20 protein-coding genes and 1 tRNA gene are annotated in these 17,378 nt (G+C 74.0%); 9 read left to right on the top strand and 12 right to left on the bottom strand.

Annotation, left to right across the window (positions count from 1 at the left end; translation table 11 throughout):
- Positions 1-31: 31 nt before the first annotated feature.
- Positions 32-1,264 (bottom strand): cytochrome P450, encoded by a 1,233-nt coding sequence (locus BJ983_RS08015; protein WP_179793334.1) that lies wholly within the window; start codon positions 1,262-1,264, stop codon positions 32-34.
- Positions 1,265-1,339: 75 nt separating this feature from the next.
- Between BJ983_RS08015 and BJ983_RS08020 the strand changes: the two genes are divergently transcribed.
- Positions 1,340-1,843, top strand: coding sequence for a DinB family protein (locus tag BJ983_RS08020; RefSeq protein ID WP_179793335.1), 504 nt, complete (start codon positions 1,340-1,342; stop codon positions 1,841-1,843).
- A gap of 18 nt (positions 1,844-1,861) precedes the next feature.
- Here BJ983_RS08020 and BJ983_RS08025 read toward each other — a convergent pair whose 3' ends face one another.
- The 7 genes from BJ983_RS08025 to BJ983_RS08055 form a co-directional block, all read right to left on the bottom strand.
- The gene (locus BJ983_RS08025) at positions 1,862-2,944 is read right to left on the bottom strand and encodes a M20/M25/M40 family metallo-hydrolase (RefSeq protein ID WP_179793336.1); all 1,083 of its coding nucleotides are present in this window, start codon (positions 2,942-2,944) and stop codon (positions 1,862-1,864) included.
- A gap of 62 nt (positions 2,945-3,006) precedes the next feature.
- The gene (locus BJ983_RS08030; protein ID WP_343053878.1) at positions 3,007-3,507 is read right to left on the bottom strand and encodes a L,D-transpeptidase; all 501 of its coding nucleotides are present in this window, start codon (positions 3,505-3,507) and stop codon (positions 3,007-3,009) included.
- A gap of 93 nt (positions 3,508-3,600) precedes the next feature.
- A complete protein-coding gene (locus BJ983_RS08035) occupies positions 3,601-4,377 on the bottom strand; it encodes an enoyl-CoA hydratase/isomerase family protein (protein WP_179793337.1) in 777 nt (258 codons plus the stop codon).
- Entirely contained in the window at positions 4,374-5,465 is a 1,092-nt protein-coding gene (locus tag BJ983_RS08040) for a cation diffusion facilitator family transporter (protein ID WP_246325550.1), read from the bottom strand. The genes BJ983_RS08035 and BJ983_RS08040 overlap by 4 nt, the downstream gene beginning before the upstream one ends.
- A 55-nt stretch (positions 5,466-5,520) precedes the next feature.
- Positions 5,521-6,240, bottom strand: a complete 720-nt coding sequence (locus BJ983_RS08045; RefSeq protein WP_179793338.1) for a TMEM164-related integral membrane acyltransferase — start codon at positions 6,238-6,240, stop codon at positions 5,521-5,523.
- Complete coding sequence (locus BJ983_RS08050; protein ID WP_179793339.1) at positions 6,237-7,445, bottom strand: hypothetical protein; 1,209 nt, start codon at positions 7,443-7,445, stop codon at positions 6,237-6,239. The genes BJ983_RS08045 and BJ983_RS08050 overlap by 4 nt, the downstream gene beginning before the upstream one ends.
- Positions 7,442-8,131: a substrate-binding domain-containing protein gene (locus tag BJ983_RS08055; RefSeq protein ID WP_343053880.1), complete on the bottom strand. Its 690-nt coding sequence runs from the start codon at positions 8,129-8,131 to the stop codon at positions 7,442-7,444. The genes BJ983_RS08050 and BJ983_RS08055 overlap by 4 nt, the downstream gene beginning before the upstream one ends.
- Positions 8,132-8,165: 34 nt before the next feature.
- Between BJ983_RS08055 and BJ983_RS08060 the strand changes: the two genes are divergently transcribed.
- Positions 8,166-8,564, top strand: a complete 399-nt coding sequence (locus BJ983_RS08060; protein WP_179793341.1) for a DUF5997 family protein — start codon at positions 8,166-8,168, stop codon at positions 8,562-8,564.
- Between the two features lie 4 nt (positions 8,565-8,568).
- Here the strand turns inward: BJ983_RS08060 and BJ983_RS32685 are convergent, their stop codons facing one another.
- Positions 8,569-9,516: a cold-shock protein gene (locus tag BJ983_RS32685; protein WP_179793342.1), complete on the bottom strand. Its 948-nt coding sequence runs from the start codon at positions 9,514-9,516 to the stop codon at positions 8,569-8,571.
- A gap of 89 nt (positions 9,517-9,605) precedes the next feature.
- Positions 9,606-9,689 (bottom strand) — tRNA-Leu (locus BJ983_RS08070).
- 75 nt (positions 9,690-9,764) lie between these two features.
- Between BJ983_RS08070 and BJ983_RS08075 the strand changes: the two genes are divergently transcribed.
- Genes BJ983_RS08075 through BJ983_RS08085 form a run of 3 tightly spaced genes read left to right on the top strand, consistent with a single transcriptional unit; the run spans position 9,765 to position 12,789 of the window.
- Positions 9,765-11,081 carry a M20/M25/M40 family metallo-hydrolase gene (locus tag BJ983_RS08075; protein WP_179793343.1) on the top strand — a complete coding sequence of 439 codons (1,317 nt, stop codon included), beginning with the start codon at positions 9,765-9,767 and terminating at the stop codon, positions 11,079-11,081.
- Positions 11,075-11,830, top strand: coding sequence for an SDR family NAD(P)-dependent oxidoreductase (locus BJ983_RS08080; RefSeq protein ID WP_179793344.1), 756 nt, complete (start codon positions 11,075-11,077; stop codon positions 11,828-11,830). The genes BJ983_RS08075 and BJ983_RS08080 overlap by 7 nt, the downstream gene beginning before the upstream one ends.
- Before the next feature lie 2 nt (positions 11,831-11,832).
- The gene (locus BJ983_RS08085) at positions 11,833-12,789 is read left to right on the top strand and encodes a zinc-binding dehydrogenase (RefSeq protein ID WP_179793345.1); all 957 of its coding nucleotides are present in this window, start codon (positions 11,833-11,835) and stop codon (positions 12,787-12,789) included.
- Positions 12,790-12,911: 122 nt separating this feature from the next.
- Here the strand turns inward: BJ983_RS08085 and BJ983_RS08090 are convergent, their stop codons facing one another.
- Together BJ983_RS08090 and BJ983_RS08095 are read right to left on the bottom strand one after the other, a co-directional pair.
- Positions 12,912-13,127, bottom strand: coding sequence for a DUF5703 family protein (locus BJ983_RS08090; RefSeq protein WP_179797503.1), 216 nt, complete (start codon positions 13,125-13,127; stop codon positions 12,912-12,914).
- 69 nt (positions 13,128-13,196) lie between these two features.
- Positions 13,197-14,186 (bottom strand): aldo/keto reductase, encoded by a 990-nt coding sequence (locus BJ983_RS08095; protein ID WP_179793346.1) that lies wholly within the window; start codon positions 14,184-14,186, stop codon positions 13,197-13,199.
- An 83-nt stretch (positions 14,187-14,269) separates the two neighbouring features.
- On the opposite strand from BJ983_RS08095, the gene BJ983_RS08100 reads away from it, so the two are divergent.
- From BJ983_RS08100 to BJ983_RS08115, 4 genes are all read left to right on the top strand, one after another.
- A complete protein-coding gene (locus BJ983_RS08100) occupies positions 14,270-15,103 on the top strand; it encodes an undecaprenyl-diphosphate phosphatase (RefSeq protein ID WP_179793347.1) in 834 nt (277 codons plus the stop codon).
- 38 nt (positions 15,104-15,141) lie between these two features.
- Complete coding sequence (locus tag BJ983_RS08105) at positions 15,142-15,876, top strand: MSMEG_4193 family putative phosphomutase (RefSeq protein ID WP_179793348.1); 735 nt, start codon at positions 15,142-15,144, stop codon at positions 15,874-15,876.
- A 70-nt stretch (positions 15,877-15,946) separates the two neighbouring features.
- The gene (locus BJ983_RS08110; protein WP_179793349.1) at positions 15,947-16,516 is read left to right on the top strand and encodes a DUF3090 domain-containing protein; all 570 of its coding nucleotides are present in this window, start codon (positions 15,947-15,949) and stop codon (positions 16,514-16,516) included.
- Between the two features lie 31 nt (positions 16,517-16,547).
- Entirely contained in the window at positions 16,548-17,378 is an 831-nt protein-coding gene (locus BJ983_RS08115; protein WP_179793350.1) for an SCO1664 family protein, read from the top strand.

Below are 17,378 nucleotides of genomic sequence, written 5' to 3' on the forward strand. Positions count from 1 at the left end.
CACTAATCCGTGCTGGGACACGGATTACTACTCACGAGGGCGTAGCCCACCTCACGGGCAGCGCCTCCACCCCGTGGATGAGGTTCTCGTGCCGGTACTCGAGCGGACCGTCGACGAGGGCGAGGTCCGGGAAGCGGCGCAGCAGGGCCCGGAAGGCGATCCGCAGCTCCACCCGCGCCAGCGGGGCGCCCAGGCAGTGGTGGATGCCGTAGCCGAACGCGACGTGCGGGATCGGGGTACGACGGACGTCGAGGTGGTCGAGCCCCTCGCCGAGCGCCGGGTCGCGGTTGGCGGCGCAGAGCGAGGCCGTGACCAGCGAGCCTGCGGGGAACTCGTGCGTCCCCACCACCACGTCGTGCGCGGCTACCCGCGGGAAGCCCGCCGAGACCGGGGACACGTGGCGCAGCAGCTCCTCCACGACCCGACCGAGCGCGGCGTCGTCGTCGAGCGCCGCGCGGGTCGCCGCCATCTGCACGGGATCCCGCAGCAGCTCGAGAGTGCCCAGCGCGATGACGTTCGAGGTCGTCTCGTGACCCGCGACGAGCAGCAGGTTGGCGAGCCCGGCCAGCTCGTCGTCGTCGATGCCACCGTCCGCGGCGGGACGGTCGCCGTGCTCGCGGACGAGCATGCCGATGAGGTCGTCGCCCGGGTCGCGACGGGCGCGCTCGACCAGCGTGGCCATGTAGGCGCGGGACTCGGTGATCACCTGAGCCCGCCGGGCGAACGGCAGGTCGGAGCGAAGGGTGAGGGCCGCGCGCTCCTGGAAGCCGTCGCGGTCGGCGTACGGGACCCCGAGCAGCTCGCAGATCACCAGGGAGGGCACCGGGAGGGCGAAGTCGGCGACGAGGTCGGCCGGGGAGCCGGCCTTCTCCATCGCGTCGAGCGCGTCGTCGACGATCGTGACGATGCGCGGCTCGAGCTCCTTCATCGCGCGCACGGTGAACCGGCCGGTGAGCATGCGCCGCAGGCGCGTGTGGTGGGGCGGGTCGAGCGCGAGCAGCATCCCGGCCCGGCGGCGCACCATCTCGTCGGCGTCGAGCTCGCCGGGCGGCAGCGGGAGCCCCTCGAACCCGAACGCCGGGTCGCCGTGCACCGTCCGGGCGTCGGCGAAACCGGCCACGAGCGTCGCGGCGTGCCCGACGAGGGTGGTCACCGGGCAGGTCCCGTCGGCCTCCCGCAGCGCCGTGACCTCGGGAGCGGGGTCCAGCCCGTCCCGTCGCAGCCCCAGCCGCGGTGCCCGCTCCGTCGTCTGATCGATGCCCATGCTCACGACCCTGCCGCACGAGCGCCCGCCGGGGGAAGGGAGGTCGTCGTCGGGGTGTCCTGATAGGCAACCGCCATGGCCGGATTCGTGCTCGGGGACCGCCCCGACCCGCCGATCGCCGCCCCCGAGGCGGACACCCTGGTCGGCTTCCTGGAGTTCCAGCGCGCGACGTTCGCGTGGAAGTGCGGCGGTCTCGACGGGGCGGGGCTCGCGACGAGGGTCGGGGTCTCGACCATGACGCTGGGCGGTCTGCTCGGACACCTGACGGCGGTGGAGGACTCCTGGTTCACCGACGACTTCGCGGGCCGGTCGGTCGCCACCGCGGACGACCCGTGGGCCGCCACCGCCGCGCCGGACGTGCTGCGGTCGCAGTGGCGTGCGGCCGTCGACCGCTCCCGGGCCGTGGTGGCCGAGGCGCTGCGGGAGCAGGGGCTCGACGCGGTCGCCCGCGATCCGAAGCCGCCGGAGCGGCCGGTCACGCTGCGCTGGATCCTCGTGCACATGATCGAGGAGTACGCGCGGCACAACGGCCACGCCGACCTGCTTCGCGAGGCGGTGGACGGCGAGACGGGGGAGTGAGGTTCCCGACGACGGGTCTCACCCGCCTGCGAGCAGCCGCCCGTACGCGGCGACCGCCTCCTCGACCCGGGCGACCGAGCAGGTCTCGTCGGTGACGTGGGCCTGGTCCGGGTCACCGGGGCCGCAGATGATCACGCCGGCCCCGCCGAGCGCGCCGGCGAGGACGGCGGCGTCGGTGAAGTACGTGGCGTACCCGGGCTCCCGTTCGCCGCCGAGGAGACGGCGGGCGTGGGACACCGTCGCGGGGTCGGTGTCGACGACGGGGAGGTCGACCAGGCGCTCGACGGCGACGTCGTCGCCGACGAGCCCGCCGATCGTGGCGACGACCGCGTCCGCGTCGGTCCCGGGCACGAGGCGCAGGTCGACGCACATCTCGGCGCGGTCGGGCACCACGTTCGGCACGACCCCCGCGTGGAAGGTGCCGACGTTCGCCGTCATGGGGCCGTGGGTGTCGCTGACCGGCCAGTCGTCGTGGGCGTGCACGGCCAGCGCCGCGCGGGCGAGGTCGACCAGAGCGTTGTGTCCCAGCTCCGGGCGCGACCCGTGGGCGGGGACGCCGCGCGCGACCAGCCGCAACCACAGCGCCCCCTTGTGTCCCAGGAGGGGCCGACCGCCGGTCATCTCGCCGACCACGAGCAGCGGCGACGGGGCGAGCAGCGTCCGGTCGAGCGCCCGGGCCCCGTCGCACCCCGTCTCCTCGCCGAAGGTGAACACGAGCTGGAGGTCGCCGCCGCCGTCCCGGGCGTGGACGGTGGCCGCCTCGATCATCGCCGCGACCCCGCCCTTCATGTCGCTCGCGCCGCGGCCGCGCAGCCGCCCGTCGACGACGTCCCCGGCCAACGGGTCGAAGGACCAGACGGCGTCGTCCGCGGGCACCGTGTCGAGGTGGCCGGACAGGGTCACCGGGACGGGGCGATCGGTGGCGCGGACGTCCCGGGTCCGGGCGACGACGTTCGCCCGCCCCGCCTGCGGTTCGTCGAGGTCGACCCGGAGCCCGGCGTCGGCGAGCCGCTCGGCGACCAGGTCGGCGGCGACCCGCTCACCCCCGCCGCGGGTGTCGAGCCGGACGAGGGCGCGGGCGAGGTCGAGGGCACGGCTCACGGTGCGGTCTCCCGGGGTCGGCGGAGCGGACCCGTCCATCGTCGCGCGCGCCGAGCCCGGGCTCAGGAGACGACCTGGACCTCGTCGCCGGTCCGCAGGGTGTCGTAGAACTTCTCCGCCGACGCGGCGCGCAGGTGGATGCAGCCGTTGGACGCGACGTTCGGGTTGTCCTCGTGGAAGGCGTCGCCCGGGTAGAAGAACACCGAGTACGGCATCGGGGCGTCGAACTCGCGGCTGTAGTGGTCCTTGTCGCGATAGAGCACGTGGAAGGTGCCGACCGGGGTCGCGGCCCCCTTCTTCCCGCCGCGGGCGGCGACCGGCCCGTAGGTGATGTGGCCGGCGCCGTCGGTGAGCCAGGCCTGGCGCGACGACAGGTCCATGCAGGCCTTCGCCGTGATCGCGCAGGGGGTGGGCGACACGGGCGCCGGCGCGGCCGGGGCGACGGGCACCGGGGCGGGCGGCGCGGGCGGCAGGACGGGGCTCGCCGACGCGGTGGTCGTCGGCAGCAGGACGAGGGCGGCGGACGCGAGCAGGGTCGCGAACGTCCGGACGGTGGCACGCACGGGCACTCCTCGATGGTTGGGCTGCGCAACGGATGACCCGATCGCGCGACCCCACACCTCCCGTGATCGATCCGCAACCCGCGCCCGTCGGGCTCAGCGGCCCCGGAACTGCGCCGTGCGCTTCTCCAGGAACGCCGCGCGGCCCTCGGCGAAGTCCTCGGTCTCGAACATCCCGACCTGCGTGGTCTCCTCGACGTGCAGCGCCTCGGCGAGGCTGGTGGGCGGGTTCGCGAGGATCCGCTTGGTGGCCGCGAGGGCCAACGGCGCGGCCGCCGCCATCTCCTGCGCACGCTCCACCGCGACGTCCAGCGCCGACCCGTCGTCGACGAGCTCGTCGACGAGGCCCAGTCGCTCCGCCTCCGCCCCGTCGAACAACCGGCCGCGCAGCAGCAGACGGCGGGCCGGTCCGGCGCCCACCTTGCGCGGCAGGGTCCAGAAGAGCCCGGAGTCGGCGACCAGCCCGAGGCGGCCGAAGATCGCGCCGTACCGCGAGCTCCGGCCGGCCACGACGTAGTCGCACGCCGCGACCACCGACGTGCCGGCTCCCACCGCGGCCCCCTCGACCGCCGCCACCACGGGTAGCGGGCCCTCGACGAGCAGCGAGATGACGTCGGCGATTAGGTGCAACCGGTCGCGGGCGTCCGCGCGGTCGCCCTGCGGCATCGAGGAGACGTCGCCCCCCGAGCTGAAGTGCTTCCCGGCGCCGGTCACCACGAGCGCCCGGCACCCGTCGTCGAGATGGGCGGCCTCGAGCGCGGCGCGCAGCTCGCGGCGCAGGGGCACGGTGAGGGCGTTCCGGCGCTCGGGGACGTCGAGGGTGAGGACCCGCACCGCCCCGTCGTCGTGGAGGTGCAGGGGACCGTCGCTCATCCGCCGAGTCTGTCCTGCTCCGCCCGCCACTCGGCGAGGGAGGTGCCGAACCTCTCCAGGACGGCCCGCCGGAGGTCCTCGTCCTCGCGGGGGACGGGCTCCAGGAAGACCTGGTCGAGGTCGCCGAAGCGCTCCCGCAGCTCGTCGTCGAGCCGGACGCAGGCCCGCTCGAGGTCGCCGACCGAGAGCTCGTCCCGGAAGTCGACGCGGGCGCACAGCAGGACCGAGTCGGTGCCGGTGAGCATGGTCTGCAGGTCGACGACCGCGGTGACCTCCGGGGCGGCGTCGAGGTGGTCGTAGATCGCCTTGGTCACGCGCGGCTCCGCGGCGCGGCCGATGAGGAGGTTCTTGTTGGTCCGCCCGAGGATGACGGCGACGACGGCCAGCAGCAGGCCGATCATGATCGAGGCGATGCCGTCCCAGATCGAGGAGCCGGTCTCCTGGTGGAGCACGACCCCGACCGCGGCGAAGAGCAGACCGACGAGCGCGGCGGTGTCCTCGAAGAGCACGCTCTTGACCGTCGGGTCGTCGGAGAGGCGCAGGTAGCGCGCGAGCGAGAGCTTCAGCTCCGTGCGCTCGCGCAGGCACTGCCGCAGCGCCTGCTGCCAGGAGATCCCCTCGATGATCGCGGAGAGCCCGAGCACGGAGTAGGCGACCCAGGCGTACTGCTCCTCGGCCGGGTCGGGCGCGTTCTCGATGATCGTCGTGATGCCCTCGTAGACCGAGTACGTGGCGCCGACGACGAACACCGAGACCGAGGCGATCATCGCCCAGAAGAAGCGCTCCTTGCCGTAGCCGAAGGGGTGCGCCCGGTCGGCCCGCTTGCCCGAACGGCGCAGCGCGGTGAAGAGCAGCACCTCGGTGACGCAGTCGGCCGCCGAGTGGGCCGCCTCGGCGAGCATCGCCGACGAGCCGGTGAGCAGGCCTGCGACGAGCTTGAGCACGCCCACCGCGGCGTTCGCCGCGAAGGCGAGGATCACCGACAGCGTGCTCTGTCCCGACGACGAGTCCTCGGCGTCACGGCCCTCGTCGGTCGGGTCCTCCGGGGGCGGCACGAGCGCCGAGGGCGCGTCGTTCCTCGCGGTCATGGGGAGCTTCCTTCCTGAGGCGAACGAACCGGGTCCTACCCGCTTCACCTCCACCTCACCCGCCGCTGAGCTCCCGTTGACCCGGGATCGCTCCGCCCGGCCGAGCGGCCAGGGCCGTCCAGGGGAACGTGATCAGTGCCCAGACCGCGAGCACCACGACCGCCTCCACCAGCAGGTACGTCGGGTAGGGCCCGAAGAGGTCGAGGATGGAGGCGGCGTCGGGCTTGCGGTCGAGGTAGCCGTAGTTGGCACCGGTGAGCAGGTTGACCGGTTGCGCGACCGCGGCCCAGACGAGGGTCGCCGCGACGGTCCGCCCGTAGTCGGTCCAGCCCGGCCGCCGACGCCGGCCCCACGTCAGCAGCACCGCGGCCCAGATCGGCAGCACGTGTGCGGTGAAGAAGGCGAGGAAGCTCGGGGCCGGGAAGTCCGGGCCGCCGAGGGCCGGCGTGGCGATGGCCTGGACGGTGAGCGTCAGCGCCCAGTAGTAGGTCATCCCGTAGGCCCACTGCCGCCCGCTCCACAGGGCGTAGGCCGCGACGTAGGGCACGAGGTCGGAGAGCCAGAGCGGCAGCGTCTGACCCGCCCGAGCGGGCTCGAACGCGTAGATCTGGTACGCCAGCGTGGTCAGCACGAGCAGGACCGCGAGCGTCCGCTCCAGTTTCCCGACGACGGGTGCGGGCGCCCTCCGCGCGAACGGCACCAGCGCGACCGCCCCGACGACGGTGAGGACCACGACGACGACGTGCGACGTCCCCCAGGGCACGAAGGTGCTCACGCGCTCACCCTCCTCCGGCGTGAGGGGAACCCTCGTGTCACGAGAGCGCTCGGATCCTCCCCTCGCGAACGGGCGAGTGCCCAGGCAGCGAACGGGACCGCGCCGGCCCCGAGCGTCAGGTCGGCCTGCCACACGCTGCTGGTGAGCAGCAGCCAGAACCCGGCCGAGAGCACGGTCGGCGCGATCAGGACGGCGGCGGCGCACCAGCCGACCGCGCTCTCCGTGGTCGGCCGCAGCCGGACCAGCGCGGCGACCAGGAGGGCCAGCGCCAGGACCGCGATCCCGACGATGGCCGGGTGCAGACCGCGCTCGCCGGTCACCTTGGCGCCGACGTGCAGGGGCGAGAACCGGTCGGTCCCGCCGAGGAGGAACGGCACGATCAGCACCGCCCACGTGAGCGCGGCGATCCCGCCCACGAGCAGGCCGGCCCGCCACCCCTGTGGCAGGAAAGCGTCGTTGCTGTCAGTGGACGCCGGCAACGACGCTTTCCTGCCACGACGGGAGGGGCGCAACCCCACCGCCACGGCCACGATCACGACGACGAGCGCCAGGTGCGGCCGGGTGCACGTGGCGATCCCGAGAGCGACCGCCCCCGTCGTCAGGAACAGCGGGGAGCGGGCCCGCAACACCCAGGCCGCGGCCGCGACGGCGGGGACGACGCTCGACACGAGGTCGTCGCCGACGAGGAACTCGCGCGCCACCTCGGGGGTGATCGCCACGAGCGCCCACAGCAGCGTCGGCGCCGGGCGCAGGCGCCACCCTCCGTTCAGCACCGGCAGCAGCACCAGCGTCCAGGCGACGTTCTGCCAGGCCGCGTGGCCGGTCAGCGCCCAGAACGGCGCGGCGAGGACCAGCGAGCCGGGGAGCGGGGTGATCGGGTTCCCGAGGTAGGTCAGGCCGGTGTACGGGTAGAGCCCGCCCGCGAGGCGGGTGAGCGCGACGTCGAGCGCGTCGGCGCGATCGCTGCCGAGGCCCGGGGTCCACGACGGCGGGCCGAGCACGAACGCGACCACCAGTCCGACGGCGACGACCGCGACCAGGCCGCCGAGCACCCACCGCGGCGGACGCGCGACGTCGGCGGCCAGGACCAGCGCGACGATCACGACGTAGACGCCGACGACCGCCGGCGGCCCGCCGAGGGACATCGCCGGGAAGGTGGAGACGACGGCGAGGATCGCGCCGAGCGCGAGGGCGCCCGCCCTCATCGGCGGCGCGGGGGGCGGCGGGGCGGACGGCGCTTCTCCACGGTCCGCCGCTTCTCCGAGGTGCGCGGCTTCTCCTCGGACCGCGGGGTCCGGGAGCTGTTCACCGTGCGTCCGCGGACGATGCCGATGAACTCCTCCATGTCCTCGCTGTTCTCCGCGTCCGGCCACGTGAGCGCGACCGCCGAGGTCGGAGCATCGGTGAGGGGCCGGTGGGTGAGGTCGCGGCGGTGGTGCAGGCGGGCCAGCGACAGGGGGAGGACCAGCACCCCGACGCCGGCGGCGACGAGCTCGATCGCGTCGGCGGTGGTCTCCGGGTCGGACACCGCGGCGCGGCCGGGCCGCTCGGTCCAGGGGAGGGTGTCGTCCTGCGGACGTTGGACGATCTCGTCGGCGAGGTCGTCGAGCGTGGCCTCCTCGGCCGCGGTGACCACGTGGTCCTTCGGCACCACGACCACCGTGACCTCGGTGTAGAGCGGGATCGCGTGGAGCCCGGTCCGGTCGATCGGCAGCCGGACCAGGCCGGCGTCGAGCTCTCCGCCCCGGATCCGCGCCACGACCTCGTCGGTGGTCCCGAGGCCGACCTCCAGCGGGACCTGCGGACGACGCTCGGCCCACATCCGCGCCCACTTGTCGGGCGTGACGCCCGGGACGTGGCCGAGCCGGAAGGCGGCGGGCTGCTCGGTCACCGAGGGAGGATAACGAGCCCGATATCGTGGCCCCATGGCCCGCCAGACGCAGACGATGAAACCCGCGACGGCGGCGAAGAAGCTCGGTGTACTGCTCGAGGCGACGCCCGCCGAGTTCCAGGAGGGCGTGGTCTCCCGCGAGGAGCTCGACGCCCTGCAGGCCGACCCGCCGGAGTGGCTGCGCGACCTGCGTCGCGACGGTCCGCACCCGCGTCCCGTCGTCGCCGACCGGCTGGGCGTGTCGATCTCGGGGCTGGCGCGCGCGGAGATCACCGAGCCGCTCACCACCGAGCAGATCGCGGCCATCAAGGAGGAGCAGCCCGAGTGGCTGCGCAACGAGCGGAACCTGCGCGCCGAGACCCAGCGCGAGGAGGCCCGGCTCAAGGCCGAGAAGGCGGGGCAGGCCGAGCGGCCGAGGAGGGCGAGGGCCTGATCCCTCAGAGGCGCTCGACGCGGTCGGCCTGCGGGCCCCGGTCGCTCTGCCGCACCTTGTAGCGGACCCGGTCGCCCTTCTCCAGCGACTCCGACCCCACGATGACGGACACGTGGAGGAAGAGGTCGTCGCCGCCGGCGTCCGGGGTGATGAAGCCGAAACCGCGGTCGGCGTCGTAGCGCGCGACGACGCCCTCGCCGCCGCGCGCAGGCACGTTCTTCGACGGCGGCTTCGCAGCGGGTGCCGGCCGCTGCGGGGCGGCCTGCGGCTCGGCGGCGCCTCGGACCAGGCCGACGTTCCGGGCCTGCGGGCCCTTGTCCCCGGCGGCCACGTCGAAGGCGACCCGGTCGCCCTCCGCGAGCCAGGTCAGCCCCTCGTCCAGCGCCCGGGCGTGGACGAAGACGTCCCCGTCGCCGGAGTCGGGGGTGATGAAGCCGAACCCCTTGTCCTCGTCATACCAGGCCACCGTGCCGTCGGCGCCGTCGCCGGTGCCGGTCGCGCTGCCGGTCGCGGCGGGGGCGCCGGCCTCCGGTCCCAGCGGGATCACGTGCCCGGCCTGCGGGCCGCGCTCGCCCTCGACCACGACGAAGGCCACCCGCTGCCCCTCGGCGACCACCCCGCCGGTCACGATCGCGGAGCTGTGCACGAAGACGTCGGCGCCGCCGCCGTCCGGCGACGCGAAGCCGTACCCCTTGGCCGGCTCGTACCAGGTGACGGTGCCGAGCACCCCCAGGGCGCTGTCGGCGGCGACGTCGCCGGTGACGCGGACGCGGAGCGCCTGGGGGCCGCGGTCGTTCTCGCCCATCTCGAACTCGACGGCCTGGCCCTCGCGCAGCACCGTCCCGTCCCCGAGGACCGCGGAGGCGTGCACGAACACGTCCGGGCCCTCGTCGGGGGCGAGGAAGCCGAACCCCCGCTCGACGTCGAACCAACGGACGGTTCCCTGCGGCATCAGTTGCTCCGGGTCGGACGGTGGACGGGCCCGCGCGACCCGTCGTCGGGAATGACAAAAGGGCCGTCGGATCGACGGCCCTTCGTGTGTGTCCGAGGGGGGACTTGAACCCCCACCCCCTACTCGGGGACTAGCACCTCAAGCTAGCGCGTCTGCCATTCCGCCACTCGGACCTGCAGGAAGAAGACTACGACACCGGTCCCGCAGCGATCACACGGGGTGTCGCTACGGCTGGCAGGATGCGCCGCATGGGTGCCGCCGAGGACGAGGTCGTGCAGCTCACGAGCGAGCTGATCCAGATCGACAGCAGCAACACCGGCGAGCTGGAGACGACGACGGGGGAGGCCGAGGCCGCCCGGTACGTCGACGCGAAGCTGCGCGAGGCCGGGTACGAGACCGAGATCGTCGAGTCCGGCGCGCCGGGCCGCGACAACGTCTTCTGCCGCCTCGAGGGCGCGGACCGGTCGCGGCCGGCGCTGCTGGTGCACGGCCACCTCGACGTGGTGCCGTTCAACGCCGAGGAGTGGTCGGTCCACCCGCTCTCCGGCGCGGTCCAGGAGGGCTACGTCTGGGGCCGCGGCGCGGTCGACATGAAGGACATGGACGCGATGATCCTGGCGCTCGCGCGTCAGTTCAAAGCTGAGGGGATCGTGCCCCCGCGCGACATCGTTTTCGCGTTCCTCGCCGACGAGGAGGCCGGCGGCGCGTACGGGTCGCACTGGCTCGCCGAGCACCGTCCCGACCTGTTCGAGGGCTGCTCCGAGGCGCTCGGCGAGGTCGGCGGCTTCTCGGTGACGCTCGGGGAGGACGTCCGCGTCTACCCCGTCATGACGGCGGAGAAGTCGATCGCCTGGATGAAGCTGCGGGTGCGCTCGCGCCCCGGGCACGGGTCGATGATCCACGACGAGAACGCCGTGACGATCCTGTCCGAGGCCGTCGCGCGCCTCGGCCGGCACCGCTTCCCGCTGACGCTCACCGAGTCGGTGCAGGGCTTCTTCGACGAGGTCACCCGCCTGACCGGCATCGAGTTCCCCACCGACTCGGCGGCCGCGCTCGACGGTGCCGTCGCGAAGCTCGGCGGGGTCGCCCGCGTGGTCGGCGCGACCACCCGCGACACCGCCAACCCGACGATGCTGCAGGCCGGCTACAAGGCCAACGTCATCCCGTCGACCGCCGAGGCGACCGTCGACTGCCGCGTCCTGCCGGGCCGTCAGGAGGCCTTCGAGCGGGAGCTCGACGAGATCCTCGGTCCCGACGTCGAGCGCGAGTGGATCCGCAACCTCCCCGCCGTCGAGACCGAGTTCTCCGGCGACCTGGTCGACTGCATCACCACCGCGGTGCAGGCCGAGGACGGCGACGCCCGCACGCTGCCCTACATGATGTCCGGCGGGACCGACGCGAAGGCGTTCGAGCAGCTCGGGATGCGCTGCTTCGGGTTCGCGCCCCTGCGGCTGCCCCCGGACCTCGACTTCACGGCGCTCTTCCACGGCATCGACGAGCGGGTGCCGGTCGACGCGCTGCAGTTCGGTGTCCGCGTGCTGGAGAGGATTCTGAGGACGTGCTGACCGCACTGGTGACCGGTGGGGCCTCGGGGATCGGCGAGGCGGTGTCGCGGCGGTTGGCCGCCGCGGGCGCGAAGGTCGGCGTCGTCGACCGGGACGCCGTGGCCGCCTCCCGGGTGGCCGCCGAGATCGAGGGGCTCGCCGTGGCGTGCGACGTCACCTCCGAGTCGGCCCTCTCGAGCGCGTTCGCCGAGGTCGAGTCCTGGGGCGGGCGGCTCGACGTCGTGCACCTCAACGCGGGCTCCGTCGGCGGGCAGTCGGGGATCACCGACCTCGACGTCGCGGCCTACCGCACGGTGCTCGGCGTCAACGTCGACCACGTCGTGTTCGGGCTGAACGCCGCCGTGCCGGCCCTCCGTCGCGCCGGCGGCGGGACGATCATCGCGACGGCGTCCCTCGCGGGCCTGGTCCCGCTGCCGGGCGACGCGATCTACACGCTCACCAAGCACGCCGTGGTCGGCTACGTCCGATCGGCCGCGGCGACGCTCGCGCCGGAGGGCATCCGCGCGATGGCGCTGTGCCCCGGGTTCGCCGACACCGCGCTCATCGCGCACATCAAGGAGCAGTTCGGCGACTTCCCGCTCCTGACGCCGGGCGACGTCGCCGACGCGGTCGACGCCATGCTCGACCGCGGCGAGCCAGGGGAGTGCTGGTACGTGCAGCCCGGACGCGAGCCGGGGCCGTACGGCTTCCGCGGGGTGCCGGGGCCGCGGACGGGCGACGCACCTCCTTCGTTGTCCTGGGAGGGCTGAGGGTGCGCGGCTGGACGGTCACGTCGTTCGGGGAGCCGCGGGAGGTCCTGTCGCTGACGGATCTCCCGGAGCCTGCACCGGATTCCGGACGGCGGGTGGTGCGGGTCGAGGCGTCCTCGGTCAACTTCGCCGACATCCTGTACTGCCGCGGCACGTACCAGGAGAAGCCGCCGCTGCCGTTCACGCCGGGCCTCGAGGTGGCGGGCGTCGACGTGGAGACCGGCGAGCGGGTGTTCGGCCCGGCGGCGATGCCGCACGGCGGGTACGCGGAGTACGCGGCCCTGTCGTGGGCCTACCCGTGGCCCGAGGGCATGTCGGCGGCGCAGGCGTCCGGGTTCTGGGTGGCCTACCAGACCGGGTGGTGCGCGCTGCACCACCGGACGTCGCTCTCGGCGGGCGACACGCTGCTGGTGCACGCGGCCGCCGGAGGCGTGGGCGCGGCGGCGGTGCAGCTGGGGAAGGCGGCGGGCGCGCGGGTGATCGCGACCGTGGGGTCGGCCGACAAGGAGGCCGTGGCCCGTCGCTGTGGCGCCGACGAGGTGCTGGTGCTGGACGCCGAGGCGACCGCGCTGATCCCGGCGGTGAAGGAGCTGACCGACGGCCGCGGGGTGGACGTGGTCTACGACCCGGTCGGAGGCGACACCTTCGACGCCTCCCGCCGTGTCGTGGCGTGGGAGGGCCGCATCCTCGTCATCGGGTTCGCGGGCGGGCGGATCGCCGACGCCCCGACCAACCACGCGCTCGTGAAGAACTACGACGTCGTGGGCGTGCACTGGGCGGCCTACCAGAAGCGCTCGCCGGAGCTGATCGACGCGTGGCAGCGGGAGCTGGAGTCCCTGTGGGCCCGCCGCGCCATCGACCCGCTCGTGGGCGCGGAGTACACGCTGGAGCAGCTCCCGGACGCGCTGGACGCGATCGCCGCCCGCACGACGACGGGGCGGGTCGTCGTCACGCCGTGACGGGCCGACCCTGCTGAGCGAAGGGCGGCGGGCGTCCCGAGCCGGCCGAACCCGCCGTCGGGAAAGTGGATTCCCTGCCACTGGACGCCGGCAACGACGCTTTCCTGCCACAGAAGCAGGGCTCAGACCGACACGGCCTCGCGCATCCGCGAGAGCTTCCGGCGCAGCCACACCTTCCGGGTGCCGTCCGCGTAGAGCAGCGTCCGCGCCAGCTCCCACCCGCCGAACTGCGCCCGAAGGCCGAGCTCGGCCGTGGCGTTGAGCCGCGACACGTCGCGCGGCAGGCGGATCGGCTGGTACTCCCAGTCACCGTCGACGACGCCGGCCTCGAGGGTCATGCCGGCGGGGACGGACCGCTGCGAGTCACTCACGTGCAACCTCCTGGGTCGGCCGTCGACCACCGTACGTCAGGTCCAGGGTGCGGGGGCGTCGTCGCCCGACCCCACGACGCCGAGGGGCACCAGAGGCGATGAGGACACGTCGTCGAGGGCACCGCGGATCGCCGGGGGCAGCGTCAGCTCCTCCGCCTCGAGCGACCCGAGGAGCTGCGCGCCGTCGCGCGCGCCCACGACGGGGGCCACGACGCCGGGCCGGTCGCGCACCCAGGCGAGGGCGACCGCGAGCGGCGAGGTGCCCAGTCCGTGCGCGGCCGTGACCACGGCCTGCACGATCCGGGCCGCCCGGTCGGTGCGCCGCGCGCCGACGTAGGGGCCCAGGTGGGCGGACGCGCCGCGGGAGTCGGCGGGCGTGCCGTCGCGGTACTTGCCGGTGAGCACCCCGCGGCCCAGCGGGGCCCACGGCAGCAGGCCGAGCCCGTGGTACTCGGCCGCCGGGAGCACCTCGTCCTCCACGGAGCGATCGAGCAGCGAGTACTCCGACTGCACGCTGACCAGCGGCAGCCCTGCCGAACGGGCCGCCGCGGCGACCTGCCAGCCGGCGTAGTTGGCGATCCCGGCGTAGCGCACCCGGCCCGACGACACCGCGAGGTCCACCGCCGAGAGCGTCTCGTCCAGCGGTACCTCGGGGTCCCAGGCGTGGAGCTGCCAGAGGTCGACGTAGTCGGTGCCCATCCGGGCCAGCGAGGCGTCCAGGGAGGCCAGCAGCGAGGCGCGGGAGGCCCCGCCGCCGAACGGGCCGTCCTCGCGGCGGGCGCCGGCCTTCGTGGCCACCACCACCTCGCTGCGGGGGATCACGTCGGCGAACAGCCCGCCGAGGATCGCCTCGGCCTCGCCGTCGGCGTAGACGTCGGCGGTGTCGACGAGGGTGCCGCCCGCGTCGAGGAACGCCAGGAGCGCGGCCCCCGCCTCGTCGGCGTCGGTGTCGCGGCCCCACGTCATGGTGCCGAGCGCGAGTCGCGAGACCCGTAGCCCGCTGGCACCGAGTCGTCGCTGTTCCACGGAGCGGGAGCGTAGGGGGAGGCACCCCCGGACCGACCGACGACACCCGCAGGGCCGTCCGATAGCGTGCCGTTCCCGTGCAGATGAGCTGGTTGGAATCCGCCGTCCTCGGCCTCGTCCAGGGCCTGACGGAGTTCCTGCCCGTCTCGTCCTCGGCCCACCTGCGGTTCACCTCCGCGTTCTTCTTCGGGCACGACGCCGGGTCCGCGTTCACCGCCGTCTCCCAGCTCGGCACCGAGTTCGCGGTGCTCCTCTACTTCTGGCCGGACATCAAGCGCCTCGTCACGGCGTGGTTCCGCGGCCTGCGCAACCGCCACGAGCGGGGCTACGACTACCGGCTCGCCTGGTACGTCGGGCTCGGCTCGCTGCCGATCGGCGTCGCCGGTCTGCTCTTCCAGGACCTCATCGACGGCCCGGCGCGCAACCTCGCGCTCAACGCCTCGGTGCTGATCGGCTTCGGCCTCGTCCTCGCGGCGGCCGAGAAGTACGGCCGGCAGCGCCGCGGCGCCGACCAGCTCACCCTGCGCGACGGGGTGCTCATGGGCCTGGGGCAGATGCTCGCCCTGATCCCCGGGGTGTCCCGGTCGGGCGCGACGACGAGCGCCGGTCTGTTCCTCGGGCTCGAGCGGGCCGTCGCCGTGCGGTTCTCGTTCCTGCTGGCCCTGCCCGCGGTGTTCGCGTCCGGCATCTACAAGCTCAAGGACATCGGCGAGCCCGCCCTCCCGGGCCAGGTGACGTCGAGCTGGGGCCAGATCGCGCTCGCCACGGTGATCGCCTTCGGCGTGGGCTACGCGTCGATCGCGTGGCTGCTGCGCTACGTCGAGAACCACACCATCTACGTGTTCGTCTGGTACCGGGTGCTGCTGGGCCTGGTCGTGCTGCTGGCCGTCCTCGGCGGCGTCGTCCCGGCCACCTGATCACCCGGTCCGTCGGCGCAGGATTAGGGTGGGCGGACGTGACCACGGTGATCCTGCTCCGCCACGGACGCTCGACCGCGAACGTCTCGGGGGTCCTGGCCGGACGTTCACCCGGCGTCGGGCTCGACGACACGGGACGCGCCCAGGCCGAGAAGCTCGTCGAGCGGCTCGCGCAGCTGCCGATCGCCGCCGCCGTCCGCTCGCCGCTGCAGCGCTGCGACGAGACCCTCGGGCCGCTGCTGGCCGCCCGCGACCTCACCGCGGTCGTCGAGGACGACCTCGCGGAGGTCGACTACGGCGACTGGACCGGCAAGACGCTCGGCGAGCTCGGCAAGGAGGACCTCTGGAAGGTCGTCCAGGCGCACCCGTCGGCGGCGGTCTTCCCGGGCGGCGAGGGGCTCGCGGCGGTGCAGCACCGGTCGGTCGCCGCGATCCGGCGCCACGCGGCCCGGATCGCCGAGGAGCACGGCCCGAAGGCCATCTGGGTCGCCTGCAGCCACGGGGACGTGATCAAGTCGGTGATCGCCGACGCCCTCGGGCTGCACCTGGACTCGTTCCAGCGCATCACGGTCGACCCGTCGTCGATCAGTGTGATCAGCTACACACCGACGCGGCCCTTCGTGGTGCGCGTCAACGACACCGGCGGCGACCTCGCCTCGCTCGTGCCGAAGCCCGACCCGGAGCCCGGGAGCGAGGCCGCCGAGGGGGCGGCCGACCGGTCCGCCGACGACTCCGCCGACGCGGTGGTCGGCGGCTCGACCGGCGTAAACTGACCCGGCGCATGCCGAGCCGTCCAGCCGGGAATCCCATCTCGGCCCGATCAGCACGACCAATCGAGGGGCCATGCCCAGGGTGATCCACGTCTTCCGCCAGCCCGACCGGTTCGTCGCCGGCACGGTCGGCGAGCCGGGCGACCGCTCGTTCTACCTGCAGGCGACCGAGTCGGTCCGCCGCGTGTCGGTGCTGCTGGAGAAGCAGCAGGTGTCCGTGCTCTCGGAGCGCATCGGCACCCTGCTCGAGGAGGTCTCCCGGCGTTTCGGGGCCGAGGTGCCGCCGACCACGCCGGAGAACGAGGTCGACACCTCGCCGCTCGAGGTCCCCGTCGAGGAGGAGTTCCGCGTCGGCACGATGGGCCTCGGCTGGGACGCCGAGTCCCGCAGCGTCGTGGTCGAGCTGCTCGCGGTCACCGAGGAGGAGGTCGACGAGTCGGTGGTGCTCGACGACACCGACGAGGGGCCCGACGCCCTGCGGGTGTTCCTCAGCCCGGAGCGGGCCCGCGCCTTCGCCACCCGTGCCGAGCGCGTGGTGGGAGCCGGCCGCCGCCTGTGCCCGCTGTGCACCCAGCCGCTGGACGCCGCCGGCCACGTGTGCCCGCGCCAGAACGGCTTCCGACGCGTCGCGGCCGAGTCGTGACGGTCCGCACCGGCTCCCGGGGACGGAGCGCTTGACCGACACCCAGAGCACGCCGGACCCGGTCGACGTCGACCGCTTCGAGGACCTGCTGCGGCGGGGGACCCTCGACGTCGAGGGTCGGTTGACCGACGCCTCGAACACGACGCTGTTCTGCGCGGTCACCCTGGACGGCGTCGAGGAGCACTGCGTCTACAAGCCGGTGCGCGGCGAGCGCCCGCTGTGGGACTTCCCCGACGGCACGCTCGCCGGCCGCGAGGTCGCCACCTACCTGGTCAGCAAGGCGGCCGGCTTCCACGTCGTGCCGCCGACGGTCCTGCGCGACGGCCCGTTCGGTCCGGGCATGGTCCAGCGGTGGATCGAGACCGACGACGAGCGCGAGCTGGTCGACGTCATCGAGCCGAAGCTGGTGCAGCCCGGCTGGCGGACCGTGCTGCGGGCCCGCGGCGCCGACGGGGAGCCGGCGCTGCTCGTGCACGCCGACGACCCGGGGCTGCGGCGGATGGCCGCGCTCGACGTCGTCGTCAACAACGCCGACCGCAAGGGCGGGCACGTCCTCGCCGGCACCGACGGCCGCACCTACGGGGTCGACCACGGCATCTGCCTGCACCAGGAGACCAAGCTGCGCACCGTGCTGTGGGGCTGGGTCGGCGAGCCGCTGGACGACGAGGTCAAGGACGGCCTGAAGCGGCTGCGCGCGGCGCTCTCGCCCGGCAACGCCGCCGACCTCGCCGAGGAGCTGAACGACCACATCACGCAGCGCGAGATCAAGGCGCTGCGCTCGCGGACCGACCGGCTGCTGCACGACGACGAGCTGCCCTCGCCCTCCGGCGGGTGGCCGCCGATCCCGTGGCCGGCGTTCTGA

It is taken from the genome of Actinomycetospora corticicola (assembly GCF_013409505.1).
Taxonomy (GTDB): Bacteria; Actinomycetota; Actinomycetes; order Mycobacteriales; family Pseudonocardiaceae; genus Actinomycetospora; species Actinomycetospora corticicola.